The organism is Flavobacterium xylosi (genome assembly GCF_042787345.1).
GTDB lineage: Bacteria > Bacteroidota > Bacteroidia > Flavobacteriales > Flavobacteriaceae > Flavobacterium > Flavobacterium xylosi.
Genome location: NZ_JBHZPZ010000001.1, coordinates 221,537 through 235,189, shown reverse-complemented (window position 1 = coordinate 235,189; position 13,653 = coordinate 221,537). Strand labels below are relative to the sequence as shown.

Genomic DNA, 13,653 nt, shown 5'->3' with positions numbered 1-13,653 from the left:
CGATTTCTGAAAATTTCTAAGGCAACTTTGCTTCAAATTAATCGAAATAAGTTTTAAAATTAGAAATCATGAAAAAAGCAAATCTCCTTATTTTTTTATTATTGCCTCTATTTTGTTTAGCACAAGCATCATTTAAATTAAAAGGAAAAATAGCAAACGAAATAATTCCATTAGAATGGGCAGATGTTTCCATATCTAATTCAGAAGGAAAAATTATTGACGGAACAATATCTATACAGGATGGTTCTTTTGAAATTAACCTTAAAAAAGGTTCTTATAAAATTGGGATCAGCCTTTTAGGATTTACAGATTATGAAAAAGAGTTTACAATAGAAAATGATGCTGATTTAGGAACAATCAATTTAAAAGAAGGCGCAACCAATTTGACAGAGGTTGTCATTCAATCTAAAAAGAAACCAATCGAACAGAAAACGGATCGTTTGGTTTATAATCTCGAAAACAATGTTACAACGGTTGGCGGAGACGCTTTAAGCGCCATTAATACGGCTCCCGGAGTTGTCGTCCAAAGTACTACAATTAATATATTAGGAAAAGGAACATCCCGTGTTATGATAGATGGACGAATGATTGAATTAGGGGGCGAGGAACTGAATAATTTTTTGAAATCAATTTCAGCTAGTGATATTAAAAATATTGAAATTATCAGCAATCCGCCGGCAAAATATGAGGCTGAAGGAACTGGTGGATTGATTAATATTATTATGAAAAAAGGAGTTCGTGATTCTTGGAAAAACACGACTACAGTTTCTTATGATCAAAATAAATATAGTATTTATACTTTAAGAGATAACTTTATTTACAATAAAAACAAGTTTAGATTTTCTGCCAGCATTAATGCAAAAACAGGTTATTTGAATGCTACAGATGATTTAAAAATGTATTTTCCTGATGGACTTTCGCATATGAAAAGTGTAACAAAGGTAAAAACCGAAAATCTTTCTGGTAAATTGGCTTTAGATTATGATCTTTCAGAACGTACTACTATTGGATTTCAATATTTAAACGATAGAAATAACCCTGATTTTAAATCGGATATTAGAATTGAGAATTACAATACTCAAAATGAATTGGATAATGTTACACTGAATAACAGTTTTACAGATAAAGGATCAAAAAATCAAACGTATAATGCACATTTGATTACCAAACTAGATTCCTTAAAAAGGAAAATGTCTTTTGATGTGGATTATTTCAATTACAGTTCAAAATTCGATAGAAATTTTGTCGCTGATAATTACACGCCAGAGATGACATTTGTAGATGTCAATCAGTCGGGAACAAATATTTCGAATCAGGATATTGACAATTGGAGTTTTAAGGCAGATGTGGAACATCCTTTTCAGGCGTTGAATTTGTCTTATGGTGCAAAAATGAGTTTTACAAATAGTGTAAGTGATGTACTTTATTACAATACAATTACAGGAACTCCGGAATTAGATTCGAACCAATCCAACCGATTTAAATACACTGAAAACAATCAGGCGGTTTATGTAAATGCAGATAAAAAACTAAGTGAAAAATGGAATTTCCAAATGGGATTAAGATTGGAGAACACGCAAACAAATGGATTTTCTGAAACTTTAAATCAAGAAACAGAAAATAATTATTTGAAATTATTCCCAACGTTTTATGCTTCTTATAAGAAAAATGAAAACAATACTTTTAGTTTGAATTGCGGAAAAAGAATCAACAGGCCACGTTTTGACTTATTGAATCCATTCAGAATTTACATTAACAGCAATAGTTATTCTGAAGGAAATCCGTTTTTAAGACCTTCATTTAGTGATAATTTTGAGTTGGTACATTCGTATAAAGAAGTTTTGAGAACAAGTGTTTTTGTCAATGTCATTTCAAACGGTTATGGAGTTTTGTTTACCTCAAACCCGGAAACCAATACCCAGATTGTAACCCGTGAGAATTATTTTAAAAACTTAAATTATGGAATAGGGGAAAGTTACTCGGCAAGTTTTGCAGATTGGTGGTCTAATGAAAATTCATTGTACTTTTTGGGAGCAAAAACAGAATTTATAAAAGATATCAATGCTACACCATCAAACAGTTTGCAAATTGATTTTTCGACAAATAATACTTTTTTATTAGGTAAAACGACAAAATTGCAAATCGATTTTACGTACACAACGCCTTTTAAAGGCGGATTATATGAAGTAGGATATGCCTCGAGTTTTGATATTGGTTTTAAACAGGATTTGTATAATAAAACCGTGCAGATCGCATTTTTGGCGAATGATATTTTTAATATGTCTTACTTAAAAGATTTTACTTCGGTTGTAAATGGTGTAAAACAGGTATATGACGAGAAAGAAAGTAATCGATTTGTACGTTTATCTGTGGTTTATAATTTTGGAAACAAAAAGATAAATGTACAACAGCGTGATTTTGGAAATAAGGAGGAGAATAAAAGAACTGGAGGTAATTAGAAAATTGAAAGTTAGGAAACAGAAACCTCCTTATTTCTGTTTCTTAGCTTTATAAATTTATATAAAATACGCCAAGCCAATTCCTATCACAATCATAGAAACTTTGGCGATATTGAATTTGTGTCCTTCACTGCTTTCGAAAATGATGGTAGATGAAATATGGAATAATATTCCAATTACAACAGCCGTTATTTCGTCATAATATTCATTTAAAACCGGTAAAGAACCCGATAAAAAGGTACCAAGCGGTGTCATAATTGCAAAAGTAACCATGAAAATGAAAATTGCTTTTTTGTTCAGACTTGCATTGATGAAAAATGTCGTAAGAATAATGGCAATTGGTAAATGATGAATGGCAATTCCTAACGCCAAATCATGATGATGACTCAAAGGAAATCCTTCTAAAAAGGCGTGAATGCAAAGGCTGATAAACAAAAGCCAAGGAATATGATTCATATGTTCATGTCCGTGAACATGCCCGTGTTCAGCACCTTTGGAAAAGAATTCCAGTATGATTTGGAATAAAATTCCCAACATAATAAAAAGTCCGATGTTACCATTTTTACTTTCATACACTTCAGGTAATAAGTGCATCGCCGTCAATGAAAGTAAAAACGAACCGCTAAATGCCAATAATAATTTAAGATTGGTTTTGTTGTTTGGTTTTAAAACCAAAGCGATACCGTATCCTATTAGTACTGAAAGTAATGGTAAAAGATAATTCATGTTTTTTGCTTAACCGTTTATTTGTTTATTCGTTTAACCGTTAATCTGTTTCAAGGTTTATTTATATTTTCAATTAACCCTATAAACGGTTAACCGACTAACCCAATAACTATTTGAAAATCATAATTAGTCGTTCACTCTCCGTTTTATGGAATTTCTTCAATTTATAATCTCCGAAAATATCCAATAAGTAAATTCCGGCTTCTTCCATTAATTGTTCGAAATCTTGAAGTGTCAAGGCTTTTACTTTTTCGGTAAAATGAAATTTTTGTCCTTTGTCTTCAAAGTCAATTTCTTTATAAATATGTCCGTCTTTCAGGTAGCGTTTGATGTGAAATTCAATTTCATCCACGGTTTTAGTTTCTTCAGAAACAAGAGTTTCGAGCACTTGAGGAACATTCATAAAGTCAATTACGGCAAATCCATATTCGGATAAGCTTTCTTTGATGGCTTTTAAAGTGGTTAAATTATCTTCGTCATTCTCAAAATAGCCAAAGCTGGTAAACAAATTGAAAATGGCATCGTATTTTTCTTCAAAAGGTTCGCGCATATCGTGAACTTTGAAATGTAAGGTTTCATTGGTGTTTTTACTGGCTTCTGCAATGCTGTTTTCAGAGAGATCAGCACCCAGAACATCAAACCCTATTTGATTTAAATAAATAGAATGACGGCCTTTGCCACAAGCTAAATCCAGTACTTTTGCCTTTTCGGGAAGATTTAGATAATGGGTAATATTATCCATAAAAACCTGCGCTTCTCTATAATTTCTTTCTTTATAAAGAATGTGATAATACGGAGTGTCAAACCAAGACGTGTACCAGTTTTCAGATGATTTCAATTGATTTTCAGTTGGTGGATTTTGTGCTGCAGACATTTATTCTTTTTCAATTAATTCGATTCAGGCAAATTTAGTGTATTTTTGCACCGAATACTTGATTTTACAATGGAAAATAATTTTAAAATGGTTGCCAAAACCTTTTTTGGTTTTGAAGAAATACTAGCGAAAGAATTGCAGATGTTGGGCGCGCAAAACGTTGAACAAGGTGTGAGAATGGTAAGTTTTAAAGGAGATAAAGGGTTTATGTACAAAGCAAATTTATCTTTGCGTACGGCTTTGAAAATCTTAAAGCCTATTTATTTTTTCAAGGCTAATAACGAACAGGCTTTATACAAAGGCATTTCAGGAGTGAATTGGTCTAAATTACTGAACGCCAATCAGACTTTTGTGATTGATGCTACGGTACATTCGGAATATTTTAATCACTCGGAATTTGTTTCTCAAAAGTGTAAAGATGCGATTGTAGATCAATTTAGGGAAAGAACCGGGCAGCGACCCAGTATTGATAAAGTTTTTCCTGATTTGAGAATTAATATCCATATTGACAAAGACCAAGTTTCGGTTGCATTGGATACTTCTGGAAATTCTTTGCATCAACGTGGATATAGAACGGCGACGAATATTGCTCCTATAAACGAAGTTTTAGCAGCAGGAATCTTGTTGCTTTCGGGTTGGGATGGTCAAGGCGATTTCTTGGATCCAATGTGTGGTTCCGGAACTTTTCTGGCTGAAGCAGCTATGATTGCATGTAATATTCCAGCAAACATTAACCGTAAAGAATTTGCTTTCGAAAAATGGAACGATTGGGATAATGATTTATTTGATAGCATTTCGGATAGTTTGTTGAAAAGAGTTAGAGAATTTCATTACACTATAAAAGGGTACGATAAAGCACCAAGTGCGGTTCAGAAAGCCAAAGACAATATCAAAAATGCGAATCTTGATGAGTATATAACCATCGAGGAAAAGAACTTTTTTGATACCGAAAAAACATCTCAAGGAAAATTGCATATGGTTTTCAATCCGCCTTATGATGAGCGTTTGGATATCCATATGGAAGAGTTCTACAAAAATATTGGAGATACGTTAAAGAAAAATTATCCGGGTACAAATGCTTGGTTTATCACAGCAAATCTTGAAGCACTGAAATACGTTGGCTTAAAACCTTCGAGAAAAATCAAACTTTTTAACGCCAGTTTAGAAGCGAGATTAGTGAAATACGAAATGTACGAAGGAAGTAAGAGAACGAAATTTCAAGTTGAGGATTTAGGTAGCACCGATCAGATTTCAGATAGCAGTTTGTAGTAATTAAATGGTTGCAACTTTAACTTTTTTAAACCTTTAACTTTAAACACAAAAATGACCAAATTACAAGTACGTGCCTTTTTATATCAATTAGGTTCTTTTGCAATATTTTTTATATCCTTTCGATATTTGGTGGATCGATATACAATGTTAAACGGTTTTTGGATTCCATTTACTGCTTTTGTAATTGGAACAATTTTAGCTCCAAAATTCCAAGCTGTAAAAACCAAAGACGGAGAGAAATTATTTATGAAATGGATTTTTATAAAGGGAATCAAAGAAATAGGGTAGAGTAGAAATTACGGATCTTCAGTTTTAAACATTTTTGGACTATTGACCGCTAATTCGCTAATTTTTTACATAAAAAAAAATTAGCGAATTAGCGGTTATTTTTTACTGTTGGATTTTTTAGAAACTACAAGAGGTTTTACCTTTTTCTTGTAAATAGGTACAAAATACGTAACGGTATAATTGAATCCTACTCCAAAATCTCCATTATAAGTTCTGTTGAATCCAGGAATGTATAAGTTTTCGAAATTATCAGGCTCTTTATTGCTGACTAATCGTTTCAATTGCAGACTAAAGCCCACAAACACATTATCAAAGACTTTTGCTTTTACGCCAGCTACCACTTCAATCCAGCTGGCTGTTAATCCGTTGAATTTTTGTCCGGAAGGAATTGGAGGTACTTCTCCAAAATAAGGATTGGCATTGTAAATCTTGTAGGAATTCAATTGTTGACTAAAAGTGCTAAAACCATAGCGCAGACCTACAGAAATTATATTTTCCATATTTAGCCAGTTCTGGTAGGCATTGTAATCAAAACCCGCTTTTAGATAGGAACCTTTTGTTGTTGAATTCAATCGGGTATCATCGGTAGTTTTATTTTCATTTCCGAGTTCGGCAGCCAAAAAATATTTTTTGGTCAACCGATAATCCCCTACAAATTCAATTCCTTTATAATTTTTGTCATATAAAGCTCTCGTCAATTTGTATAAATCAACACCCACACGCACGCCATAACGATCCGTTTTAACAGGAACAATAACAATGGAATCCTTTGTTTTTGCTGTTAAATCAACATTTTTAAAAGATTCAGGATTTTCAGGAATTACACCATCTGTTTTTGGTGTAGGCTGTTTCGTCAGCTCCCCTTTTGGTGTCGTGTCTTGTGCTTTTGCCAAAGAAATGGACAAAACGAGGCAAAAACTAAAAAAATATTTTAATGTGTGTTTCATTTTCGTTTTCTATATTACTTTTTTCAACCGAGATGTATTTTATCCATTTATCGGCGGCAATTGTATGTGTATAAGGATTTGTTGGGTTTAACGCAAATATCGTCTTAAAACCGCAAGCTCTAGATACAAAAACATCGCTTGTGGTGTAATCGAACTTTATGTTGTCAACATTGACTAATGCCGGATTCGAGTTTCCAGAATTCAAGGTGAAGGTATAACTCGTGGTAACATCTTTTGTTTTTAACGGAATCGAAATCTTGTTTCCGCTGGTGAGGTATTTTGAAGCATCTGTCGCACTGGCATTAAAAATAATTCCAACCGTCATTCCTTCGCCAACTACTTTTAAATCATTCACGTTTTGCAAAACCGAAGGATTTAAAATACTGTAAAAGCTAATCACCACACGAGGCGTTGTGGGTGTATTTGCATCGCAAATGTCATCTTTCTCACAACTGGAGAAGGATAATGTTACAACGAATATAAGTAAAAGTAATTTTTTCATAAATCTTAAAAATAGGAATGGCAATGGCAAAAAATAATTTCAACAACAACTGCTAACTGCGACTGAACACTGAATACTAATCTCTTCTTTCCAAAAGTACAACATTTTCCACATGATGCGTTTGCGGGAACATATCTACGGGACGCACACGAGTCACTTTGTATTTCTCATCCAACAATGCTAAATCTCTAGCTTGGGTGGCCGAATTACAACTTACATAAACCACTTTTTCAGGAGCGATTTTCATAATTTGTTCGATTACATCTTTGTGCATTCCGTCTCTTGGAGGATCTGTGATAATTACATCAGGATGCCCGTGTTGTGCGATGAAACTATCATTAAACACGACTTTCATATCTCCTACAAAGAACTCACAATTGGTAATTTCATTGCGTTCTGCATTCAGTTTAGCATCTTTAATCGCTTCGGGAACACTTTCTACACCAATTACTTTTTTGGCATTTTTCGAAACAAATTGCGCAATCGTCCCAGTTCCGGTATACAAATCGTAAACAACTTCACTTCCTGTTAAGCCAGCAAAATCTCTCGTTATTTTATATAATTCGTATGCTTGATCAGAGTTGGTTTGGTAAAAAGATTTCGCATTAATGCTGAATTTCAAACCTTCCATTTCTTCCAAAATGTAATCTCTTCCTTTGTATAATTTAATATCGGTATCGTATAAAGTATCGTTAGCTTTATTATTGATAACGTATTGTAGTGAAGTAATCTGAGGGAATTTTTCGTAAATATGATCCAGAAGTAATTCTCTATTGGCTTTGTCATTTTCAAAAAACTGAATCAAAACCATGATTTCACCAGTAGAAGCAGTACGCAACATTAAAGTACGCAACAAACCTTCGTGTGCTCGTGGATTAAAGAAAGTCAGTCCGTTTGCATTTGCAAAATCCCTAACTTCATTACGAATCGCATTCGATGGATCTTCCTGCAAATGACATTTGTTGATGTCCAGGATTTTGTCCCACATTTTCGGAATGTGAAAACCAAGTGCATTTCGGTTTCCTAAATCTTCGGTGCTGTCAATTTCCTTTTCGGTCAACCAACGGCTATTCGAAAACGAAAATTCCATTTTGTTTCTGTAGAAAAACTGTTTTTCCGAACCTAGAATTGGTTCAAATTCAGGAAGTTCTACTTTTCCTATGCGTTGCAAATGGCTTTTTACCTCATTTTGCTTGTAATACAACTGTTGGCTGTATTTCATATTCTGCCATTTACAACCTCCACAAACACCAAAATGCTCGCAAATAGGTTCAACACGATGCTCAGAATATTCGTGAAAATGAATCGCTTTTCCTTCGTAATACGCTTTACGTTTCTTGAACGTTTGCACATCAACCACATCGCCGGGAACGACATTCGGGATAAAAACTACTTTACCATCGGGAGCCTTTGCTACCGAAACGCCTTTTGCACCAGCATCAAGGACTTTTATTTGATGAAAGACAACTTTGTCTGTATTTTTCTTAGCCATAGCGCAAAAATAAGCGTTTGAATGGTTTTATAAATTCAAATTGTGAAATATTTTCAAAAAGCATTGATTTTTATTTGGGCCCAATCCCGCTTTCCGCTACAAACCCGCAAATCCGCAAGCAGGAACACTAAGTCCGTAAAGGGACTTCCTTTGTTAGCTCTTTACCGGCAAGAGTTCCAAAGCTTTCGGTGCTGCAGGTTTTTCGCTGCAAACAAAGTCACTGAACACATCTAAAAAATAATAATTAAGTGAAGTAATCGGGGGCAGTATTTCGTTTACAATTCGAATGGAGCAATCAGGAAACCGGATTGTCTTTTTTCTTGATTAATTCATAGTTAATTATCGTAGGCAGGTAGAAACATAAATCGGCAGTGATTTTCCCAAGAATAATTCCGAGAAAATAATTTCCGGTTAGTATGGGCATCCAATACATACAAGACGGACGAATAAAAAAGAAATCCAAAATAGCAGGATAGCCAAATTCCAATAACAAATTCTTTACCAATAAAAGTGTTTCCTTTAAAGTGGTTTTCTGCCCCAGTTCTTGATTCTTTTTGGTTAGCTTTTTATAAGATTGTAAAATAATAATTCCGTAAAATGTCAAATACTCTGCAAACGTAATCAAATAGGCTGTTGTCAAACCGCTGAGAATTCTGCTGAATTGGGAACTCAACAAAGCCGAACTTGTGGCCGCTAATTCTGCGTATTTGTATCGGTCAAACCATTCTTTAAAATTCGATTTATTAAACATCGAGGAAGTATTTATTTTTTATTAAAAAACAACCCAAAAAGGACGATTCTTAATTATTATTGTTTGTGAGTATGGATTGGAATCAGTGCGATTCTTGTGGTTTGTATTGTTGTTTTTTAATTGTCTGATTTGATTTTAGCAAACATAATCAATTATGCGCAAAATTAGAAGAAAGACTGGCTTTTTACCAGTAATCATGATTTAGTAAAGCTTCTATTATCTAAAAACACAAAAGCCCAAATCAATTGATTTGGGCTTTTGTGTGCGTCTTTTAAAATAACGTTATTTTAAAAATGCTAAAGGTGTTTGTACTTTAATTTTTATAGCATCAAAGTTATTAGAGTTTATTCCAACTAGACCATAAACAGTTTCTCCTTTTTTAATTGTTTTTCCATTGATATTGTAATCATTCAAATCAGCATTAAATTTTTTGTTAGCGGAACTAGCAACAATCATATTCCCACCTGCAATTCCAGGTCCAAGAATTAAACCTACAGGAAAAGAACTAGTCGTTCCAGGATTATTATAGGAATTAGTCTCGGTTTTGTAAATCTGTAAAGGTGATAAAAGTAAAAACCATAAATAAGAGGCTGGACTCTGTTTCAACGTTTTGTAAAGCGTTTCTTTTTCCATTAAATACAGAGTGGCATCATTTTCATAACTAAGCGAAATGTCTGTACCAAAAACTAAATCTCTGTCGCTGTTATTGGTAACTTTGATAGCAATCAGTTTTACGGTTTTACTCTTTTCTTTTTTGGCGTATTTATTATCTAATAAATCATATTTATATTCTAATGTAACGGAATTATTTATGTTTTTTGAAACGTAATTGATACTGCTGGGATTTATTGATTTGTAACCCGATGCACAACTGTTTAATAATAATGCGCAAGATGATAAAAAGATAATCTTTAAAATTTTCATAATTAATTTAGTTTTGTAAGTCCAATTTTGGTGGCGCAAACTTAGTAAATTTCTTAATAAAAAAACGAAGTTTAAAAATAAATATTGAATTATTTGTAGGGTTAATTAGATTTTGTTTGTTAAAATTATTTCGACTTCAAAACCAAAGCTATCGCTTTATCGACAAGTGGCTCCATTACCTGATAACCTGTTTTGTTGGGATGCACTCCATCATTGGAATAAGCAACTGTTAATCCTTTTTGTTCATCAACCATTGCCGAATAATAATCGACATACACGATTTCATTAGCAAGAGCATACTTCTGCAGGATTTCGTTCAATGCTTTGATTTTAGCAATCGGTTCTTGATTGGGTTTCCAGGGAAAGTCGTAAGCCGGCAAAACGGAACATAGAATTACTTTAATGTGGTTTGCTTTCGCCAATTCAATCATCGAGAAAATATTATCCCGAATCATTTCAATGGTCATAGGGCCTGTGTTTTCTGCAATATCATTGATTCCTGCAAGAATTACAACAGCAGTGGGTTGTAAGGCGATGACATCGGCTCTAAAGCGCAGTAGCATTTGTGGCGTGGTTTGTCCGCTAATGCCACGATTAACATACGGTTTGCCTGAAAAATATTCCGGATCAACGGTACTCCAAAATTCGGTTATGGAATCCCCCATAAAAACAATCCTTTTTTGTCCCGCTTCTGCAGGTTTTAAAACAGTGTTTTCATGATGGTAACGATTTAAATTAGGCCAGTCCTGAGCCTTTACTTTTCCTCCCATAAAGATTGATACTAATAGTAAACAGTAAAATAATTTTGTTTTTCTCATTTGTAACTAGTTTCGATAGTTATAAATTAATACGCGTTAGGTCTACCAAACGTAATGAATCTATATTTGGAAACCTAAGCAAAAAGAAACGGATCATCTTCAGGTTTTTAATTTAATCTTGCTCATTCAGACGCAATGAGTTTTATAAAATATTTTTTAAATTTTCGTTAAAAAAATCAGTTTCTGAAGGTGTTTTTTGACAAATGAACTAAATTTGAGTAAATTAAAAAATAGAATTATGAAAAGAAATGCAACCGCAGTTTGGAATGGTTCACTAAAAGAAGGAGCCGGAAAATTAACGACACAAAGTAAAACTTTAGAAAATACTCAATATTCATTCAAATCCCGATTTGAAGAAGGAGTAGGAACAAATCCTGAAGAGTTAATAGCAGCGGCGCACTCGGGCTGTTTTACGATGCAACTTTCGGCATATATTACTGAAGCCGGTTTTGAAATTGAAAATATCGAAACTAAATGTGATATTGATTTAGTAGATGGTACGATTGTAAGTTCTCATCTAACCGTGAGCGCCAAAGTCGAGGGGATTTCGGAAGATGCTTTTCAACAAGAAGTTACTAAAGCTGAGAAAAACTGTCCCGTCTCTAAAGTATTGAACGCAGCCATTTCTACCACTGCGACTTTAGTATAAAAATATAGATATATGTCAAAAAGGCTCGATTAATTGGTAAATCGAGCCTTTTTTAATTTTATATAAATGATTGATTAGTCAAATAAATCCGAAGACAAATAACGATCCCCGCGATCACAGATAATCGCCACAATCACTCCCGACTCTAAAGTGTTGGCAATCTTTATAGCTGCAGCTACAGAACCACCGCTGCTCATTCCGGCAAAAACACCTTCTTCTAGCGCCAAACGCTTGGTCATGTCACGGGCTTCTCGTTCTGTCACTTCAATAATCGTATCCACTTTTGAGGCATCAAAAATTTTCGGCAAGTATTCTTGAGGCCATTTCCTGATTCCAGGAATTTGGGAGCCGTCACTTGGTTGTGCTCCTATGATTTGAATGGCTGGATTTTTCTCTTTCAAATAAGTCGAAGTTCCAATTACGGTTCCTGTTGTCCCCATTGCAGCAACAAAATGAGTCACTGTTCCCTCAGTGTCATTCCATATTTCTGGTCCTGTCGTTTTATAATGCGCTTTCCAGTTGTCTTCATTTGCAAATTGATTGAGCATAATATAACCTCCTTCGGCCACTTTTTTATCCGCATAATCTCTGGAACCTATAATTCCTGTACTTGCTGGAGTTTGTATCACGGTAGCTCCGTAAGCACGCATGGTTTGGGTACGTTCTTTGGTTGAATCATCAGGAAGCACCAATTCAATTTCTAAATCGAATAATTGGGCTATCATCGCCAAGGCAATTCCGGTATTTCCGCTGGTCGCTTCTATAAGTTTGTCACCTTTTTTGATTTCTCCTCTTTCAAGGGCAGATTTAATCATGTTGTAAGCGGCTCTGTCTTTTACGCTGCCACCCGGATTGTTTCCTTCTAACTTCAATAAAAGTTTTACATTTTTATTTTGTACTAAATTGACACTTTCCACCAAAGGTGTATTACCAATGAGGTCTAATAATTTTTGTGGTTTCATATTATTTTATCTCTTTTATTTTTACTTCGGTGGTAGTAGTATTCAGCACGATTGATTTTGCAGGAATTGATTTTGTTAACCATGCATTTCCACCGATAATACTGTTTTTACCAATCACCGTTTCTCCGCCCAAAATAGTTGCATTGGCGTAAATGCAAACATTTTTCTCCACGGTGGGATGTCTTTTCGTGTTTTTCATATCTTTACTTACACTTAAGGCACCTAGAGTTACACCCTGATATATTTTCACGTTTTTTTCTATGACGGTGGTTTCTCCAATTACAATTCCCGTGGCATGATCAATAAAGATTGGGGATGCAATAGTCGCGCCGGCATGAATATCAGTTCCTGTGATTCGATGGGCATATTCACTCATCAATCTGGAAAACAATAAAAGATCCAAGAGGTACAATTCGTGACTCAATCTATAGATTGCAATGGCGAAAAACCCTGGGTAGGTCAGATATACTTCTTCGATGCTGTTTGAAGCAGGGTCATTTTCTAAAAAATAATTAGCATCTTGATTCAGTTTTTCAAGAACTAAAGGCAAGGATTCAAAAAAATTATTCCACATGGAATTGCAAAGCGAATGCGGTTTTTTGCAAGCTATGGCTGATATTTCTTTAAATTGTTTTTCGAGTTCCTCAATGCTTTTATTTAGTGGAGCATTGGTGTCAAATAAAGTAAAAAACAACAGCTCAGTAAAAGCCTCCGTTTTTGTTTTGATGCTATAATTGATCGTGAAACCGTTTTTTAAAGCACTGATATTTTTGATAATCAGATCTTTTGTCATGATTATAGAATTGAATTGTTAAATGAGAACCGTAAAAGTAAGGTGTTTTTAAGAAAAAGAAGCAAAAATCAGATAAAGAAATTTTTAGGATTTTTAGTAAATCAGCAGAATTGAAACTCTTTGTGATTATTCAAATTCATCAAATGATTTGAATTTCAATTTCATGGAAAATAAAAGGTTTAAATATGTAAATTAG

The 13,653-nt window shown here is 34.0% G+C and carries 14 protein-coding genes; 4 read left to right on the top strand and 10 right to left on the bottom strand.

Annotation, left to right across the window (positions count from 1 at the left end):
- Positions 1-68: 68 nt before the first annotated feature.
- Positions 69-2,459, top strand: a complete 2,391-nt coding sequence (locus ACFX5E_RS01070) for a TonB-dependent receptor (RefSeq protein WP_379853314.1) — start codon at positions 69-71, stop codon at positions 2,457-2,459.
- Between the two features lie 57 nt (positions 2,460-2,516).
- Here ACFX5E_RS01070 and ACFX5E_RS01065 read toward each other — a convergent pair whose 3' ends face one another.
- A complete protein-coding gene (locus tag ACFX5E_RS01065) occupies positions 2,517-3,185 on the bottom strand; it encodes a ZIP family metal transporter (protein ID WP_379853313.1) in 669 nt (222 codons plus the stop codon).
- 109 nt (positions 3,186-3,294) lie between these two features.
- Positions 3,295-4,059, bottom strand: a complete 765-nt coding sequence (locus ACFX5E_RS01060) for a class I SAM-dependent methyltransferase (RefSeq protein ID WP_379853312.1) — start codon at positions 4,057-4,059, stop codon at positions 3,295-3,297.
- A 69-nt stretch (positions 4,060-4,128) separates the two neighbouring features.
- Between ACFX5E_RS01060 and ACFX5E_RS01055 the strand changes: the two genes are divergently transcribed.
- The gene (locus ACFX5E_RS01055; protein WP_379853311.1) at positions 4,129-5,328 is read left to right on the top strand and encodes a THUMP domain-containing class I SAM-dependent RNA methyltransferase; all 1,200 of its coding nucleotides are present in this window, start codon (positions 4,129-4,131) and stop codon (positions 5,326-5,328) included.
- A 54-nt stretch (positions 5,329-5,382) separates the two neighbouring features.
- Positions 5,383-5,619 carry a hypothetical protein gene (locus ACFX5E_RS01050; RefSeq protein ID WP_379853310.1) on the top strand — a complete coding sequence of 79 codons (237 nt, stop codon included), beginning with the start codon at positions 5,383-5,385 and terminating at the stop codon, positions 5,617-5,619.
- Between the two features lie 95 nt (positions 5,620-5,714).
- Here the strand turns inward: ACFX5E_RS01050 and ACFX5E_RS01045 are convergent, their stop codons facing one another.
- From ACFX5E_RS01045 to ACFX5E_RS01020, 6 genes are all read right to left on the bottom strand, one after another.
- Positions 5,715-6,566, bottom strand: a complete 852-nt coding sequence (locus tag ACFX5E_RS01045; RefSeq protein ID WP_379853309.1) for a DUF6048 family protein — start codon at positions 6,564-6,566, stop codon at positions 5,715-5,717.
- Positions 6,538-7,068, bottom strand: a complete 531-nt coding sequence (locus ACFX5E_RS01040; protein ID WP_379853308.1) for a DUF6452 family protein — start codon at positions 7,066-7,068, stop codon at positions 6,538-6,540. Before ACFX5E_RS01040 ends, ACFX5E_RS01045 begins: the two co-directional genes overlap by 29 nt.
- 76 nt (positions 7,069-7,144) lie before the next feature.
- Positions 7,145-8,560: a 23S rRNA (uracil(1939)-C(5))-methyltransferase RlmD gene (gene rlmD, locus ACFX5E_RS01035; RefSeq protein ID WP_379853307.1), complete on the bottom strand. Its 1,416-nt coding sequence runs from the start codon at positions 8,558-8,560 to the stop codon at positions 7,145-7,147.
- 295 nt (positions 8,561-8,855) lie between these two features.
- On the bottom strand, positions 8,856-9,311 hold the full coding sequence (locus ACFX5E_RS01030; protein WP_379853306.1) for a hypothetical protein: 456 nt from the start codon (positions 9,309-9,311) through the stop codon (positions 8,856-8,858).
- Between the two features lie 282 nt (positions 9,312-9,593).
- Positions 9,594-10,235, bottom strand: a complete 642-nt coding sequence (locus tag ACFX5E_RS01025) for a hypothetical protein (RefSeq protein ID WP_379853305.1) — start codon at positions 10,233-10,235, stop codon at positions 9,594-9,596.
- A gap of 125 nt (positions 10,236-10,360) precedes the next feature.
- A complete protein-coding gene (locus tag ACFX5E_RS01020; RefSeq protein ID WP_379853304.1) occupies positions 10,361-11,053 on the bottom strand; it encodes an SGNH/GDSL hydrolase family protein in 693 nt (230 codons plus the stop codon).
- Positions 11,054-11,291: 238 nt separating this feature from the next.
- Between ACFX5E_RS01020 and ACFX5E_RS01015 the strand changes: the two genes are divergently transcribed.
- Positions 11,292-11,702: an OsmC family protein gene (locus ACFX5E_RS01015; protein ID WP_379853303.1), complete on the top strand. Its 411-nt coding sequence runs from the start codon at positions 11,292-11,294 to the stop codon at positions 11,700-11,702.
- Positions 11,703-11,776: 74 nt separating this feature from the next.
- On the opposite strand, the gene cysM is transcribed toward ACFX5E_RS01015, so the two are convergent.
- Positions 11,777-12,664 (bottom strand): cysteine synthase CysM, encoded by an 888-nt coding sequence (cysM, locus tag ACFX5E_RS01010; protein WP_379853302.1) that lies wholly within the window; start codon positions 12,662-12,664, stop codon positions 11,777-11,779.
- 1 nt (position 12,665) lies between these two features.
- Positions 12,666-13,457, bottom strand: coding sequence for a serine O-acetyltransferase EpsC (gene epsC / locus ACFX5E_RS01005; protein WP_379853301.1), 792 nt, complete (start codon positions 13,455-13,457; stop codon positions 12,666-12,668).
- Positions 13,458-13,653: the final 196 nt, after the last annotated feature.

What these genes read in the sequence shown, in the direction of transcription:
- ACFX5E_RS01040 (WP_379853308.1), bottom strand. Translation starts at nt 7,068, where the DNA reads ATGAAAAAATTACTTTTACTTATATTCGTTGTAACATTATCCTTCTCC.
- epsC (WP_379853301.1), bottom strand. Translation starts at nt 13,457, where the DNA reads ATGACAAAAGATCTGATTATCAAAAATATCAGTGCTTTAAAAAACGGT.
- ACFX5E_RS01065 (WP_379853313.1), bottom strand. Translation starts at nt 3,185, where the DNA reads ATGAATTATCTTTTACCATTACTTTCAGTACTAATAGGATACGGTATC.
- ACFX5E_RS01025 (WP_379853305.1), bottom strand. Translation starts at nt 10,235, where the DNA reads ATGAAAATTTTAAAGATTATCTTTTTATCATCTTGCGCATTATTATTA.
- ACFX5E_RS01070 (WP_379853314.1), top strand. Translation starts at nt 69, where the DNA reads ATGAAAAAAGCAAATCTCCTTATTTTTTTATTATTGCCTCTATTTTGT.
- ACFX5E_RS01030 (WP_379853306.1), bottom strand. Translation starts at nt 9,311, where the DNA reads ATGTTTAATAAATCGAATTTTAAAGAATGGTTTGACCGATACAAATAC.
- ACFX5E_RS01060 (WP_379853312.1), bottom strand. Translation starts at nt 4,059, where the DNA reads ATGTCTGCAGCACAAAATCCACCAACTGAAAATCAATTGAAATCATCT.
- ACFX5E_RS01015 (WP_379853303.1), top strand. Translation starts at nt 11,292, where the DNA reads ATGAAAAGAAATGCAACCGCAGTTTGGAATGGTTCACTAAAAGAAGGA.
- rlmD (WP_379853307.1), bottom strand. Translation starts at nt 8,560, where the DNA reads ATGGCTAAGAAAAATACAGACAAAGTTGTCTTTCATCAAATAAAAGTC.
- ACFX5E_RS01045 (WP_379853309.1), bottom strand. Translation starts at nt 6,566, where the DNA reads ATGAAACACACATTAAAATATTTTTTTAGTTTTTGCCTCGTTTTGTCC.
- ACFX5E_RS01050 (WP_379853310.1), top strand. Translation starts at nt 5,383, where the DNA reads ATGACCAAATTACAAGTACGTGCCTTTTTATATCAATTAGGTTCTTTT.
- ACFX5E_RS01055 (WP_379853311.1), top strand. Translation starts at nt 4,129, where the DNA reads ATGGAAAATAATTTTAAAATGGTTGCCAAAACCTTTTTTGGTTTTGAA.
- ACFX5E_RS01020 (WP_379853304.1), bottom strand. Translation starts at nt 11,053, where the DNA reads ATGAGAAAAACAAAATTATTTTACTGTTTACTATTAGTATCAATCTTT.
- cysM (WP_379853302.1), bottom strand. Translation starts at nt 12,664, where the DNA reads ATGAAACCACAAAAATTATTAGACCTCATTGGTAATACACCTTTGGTG.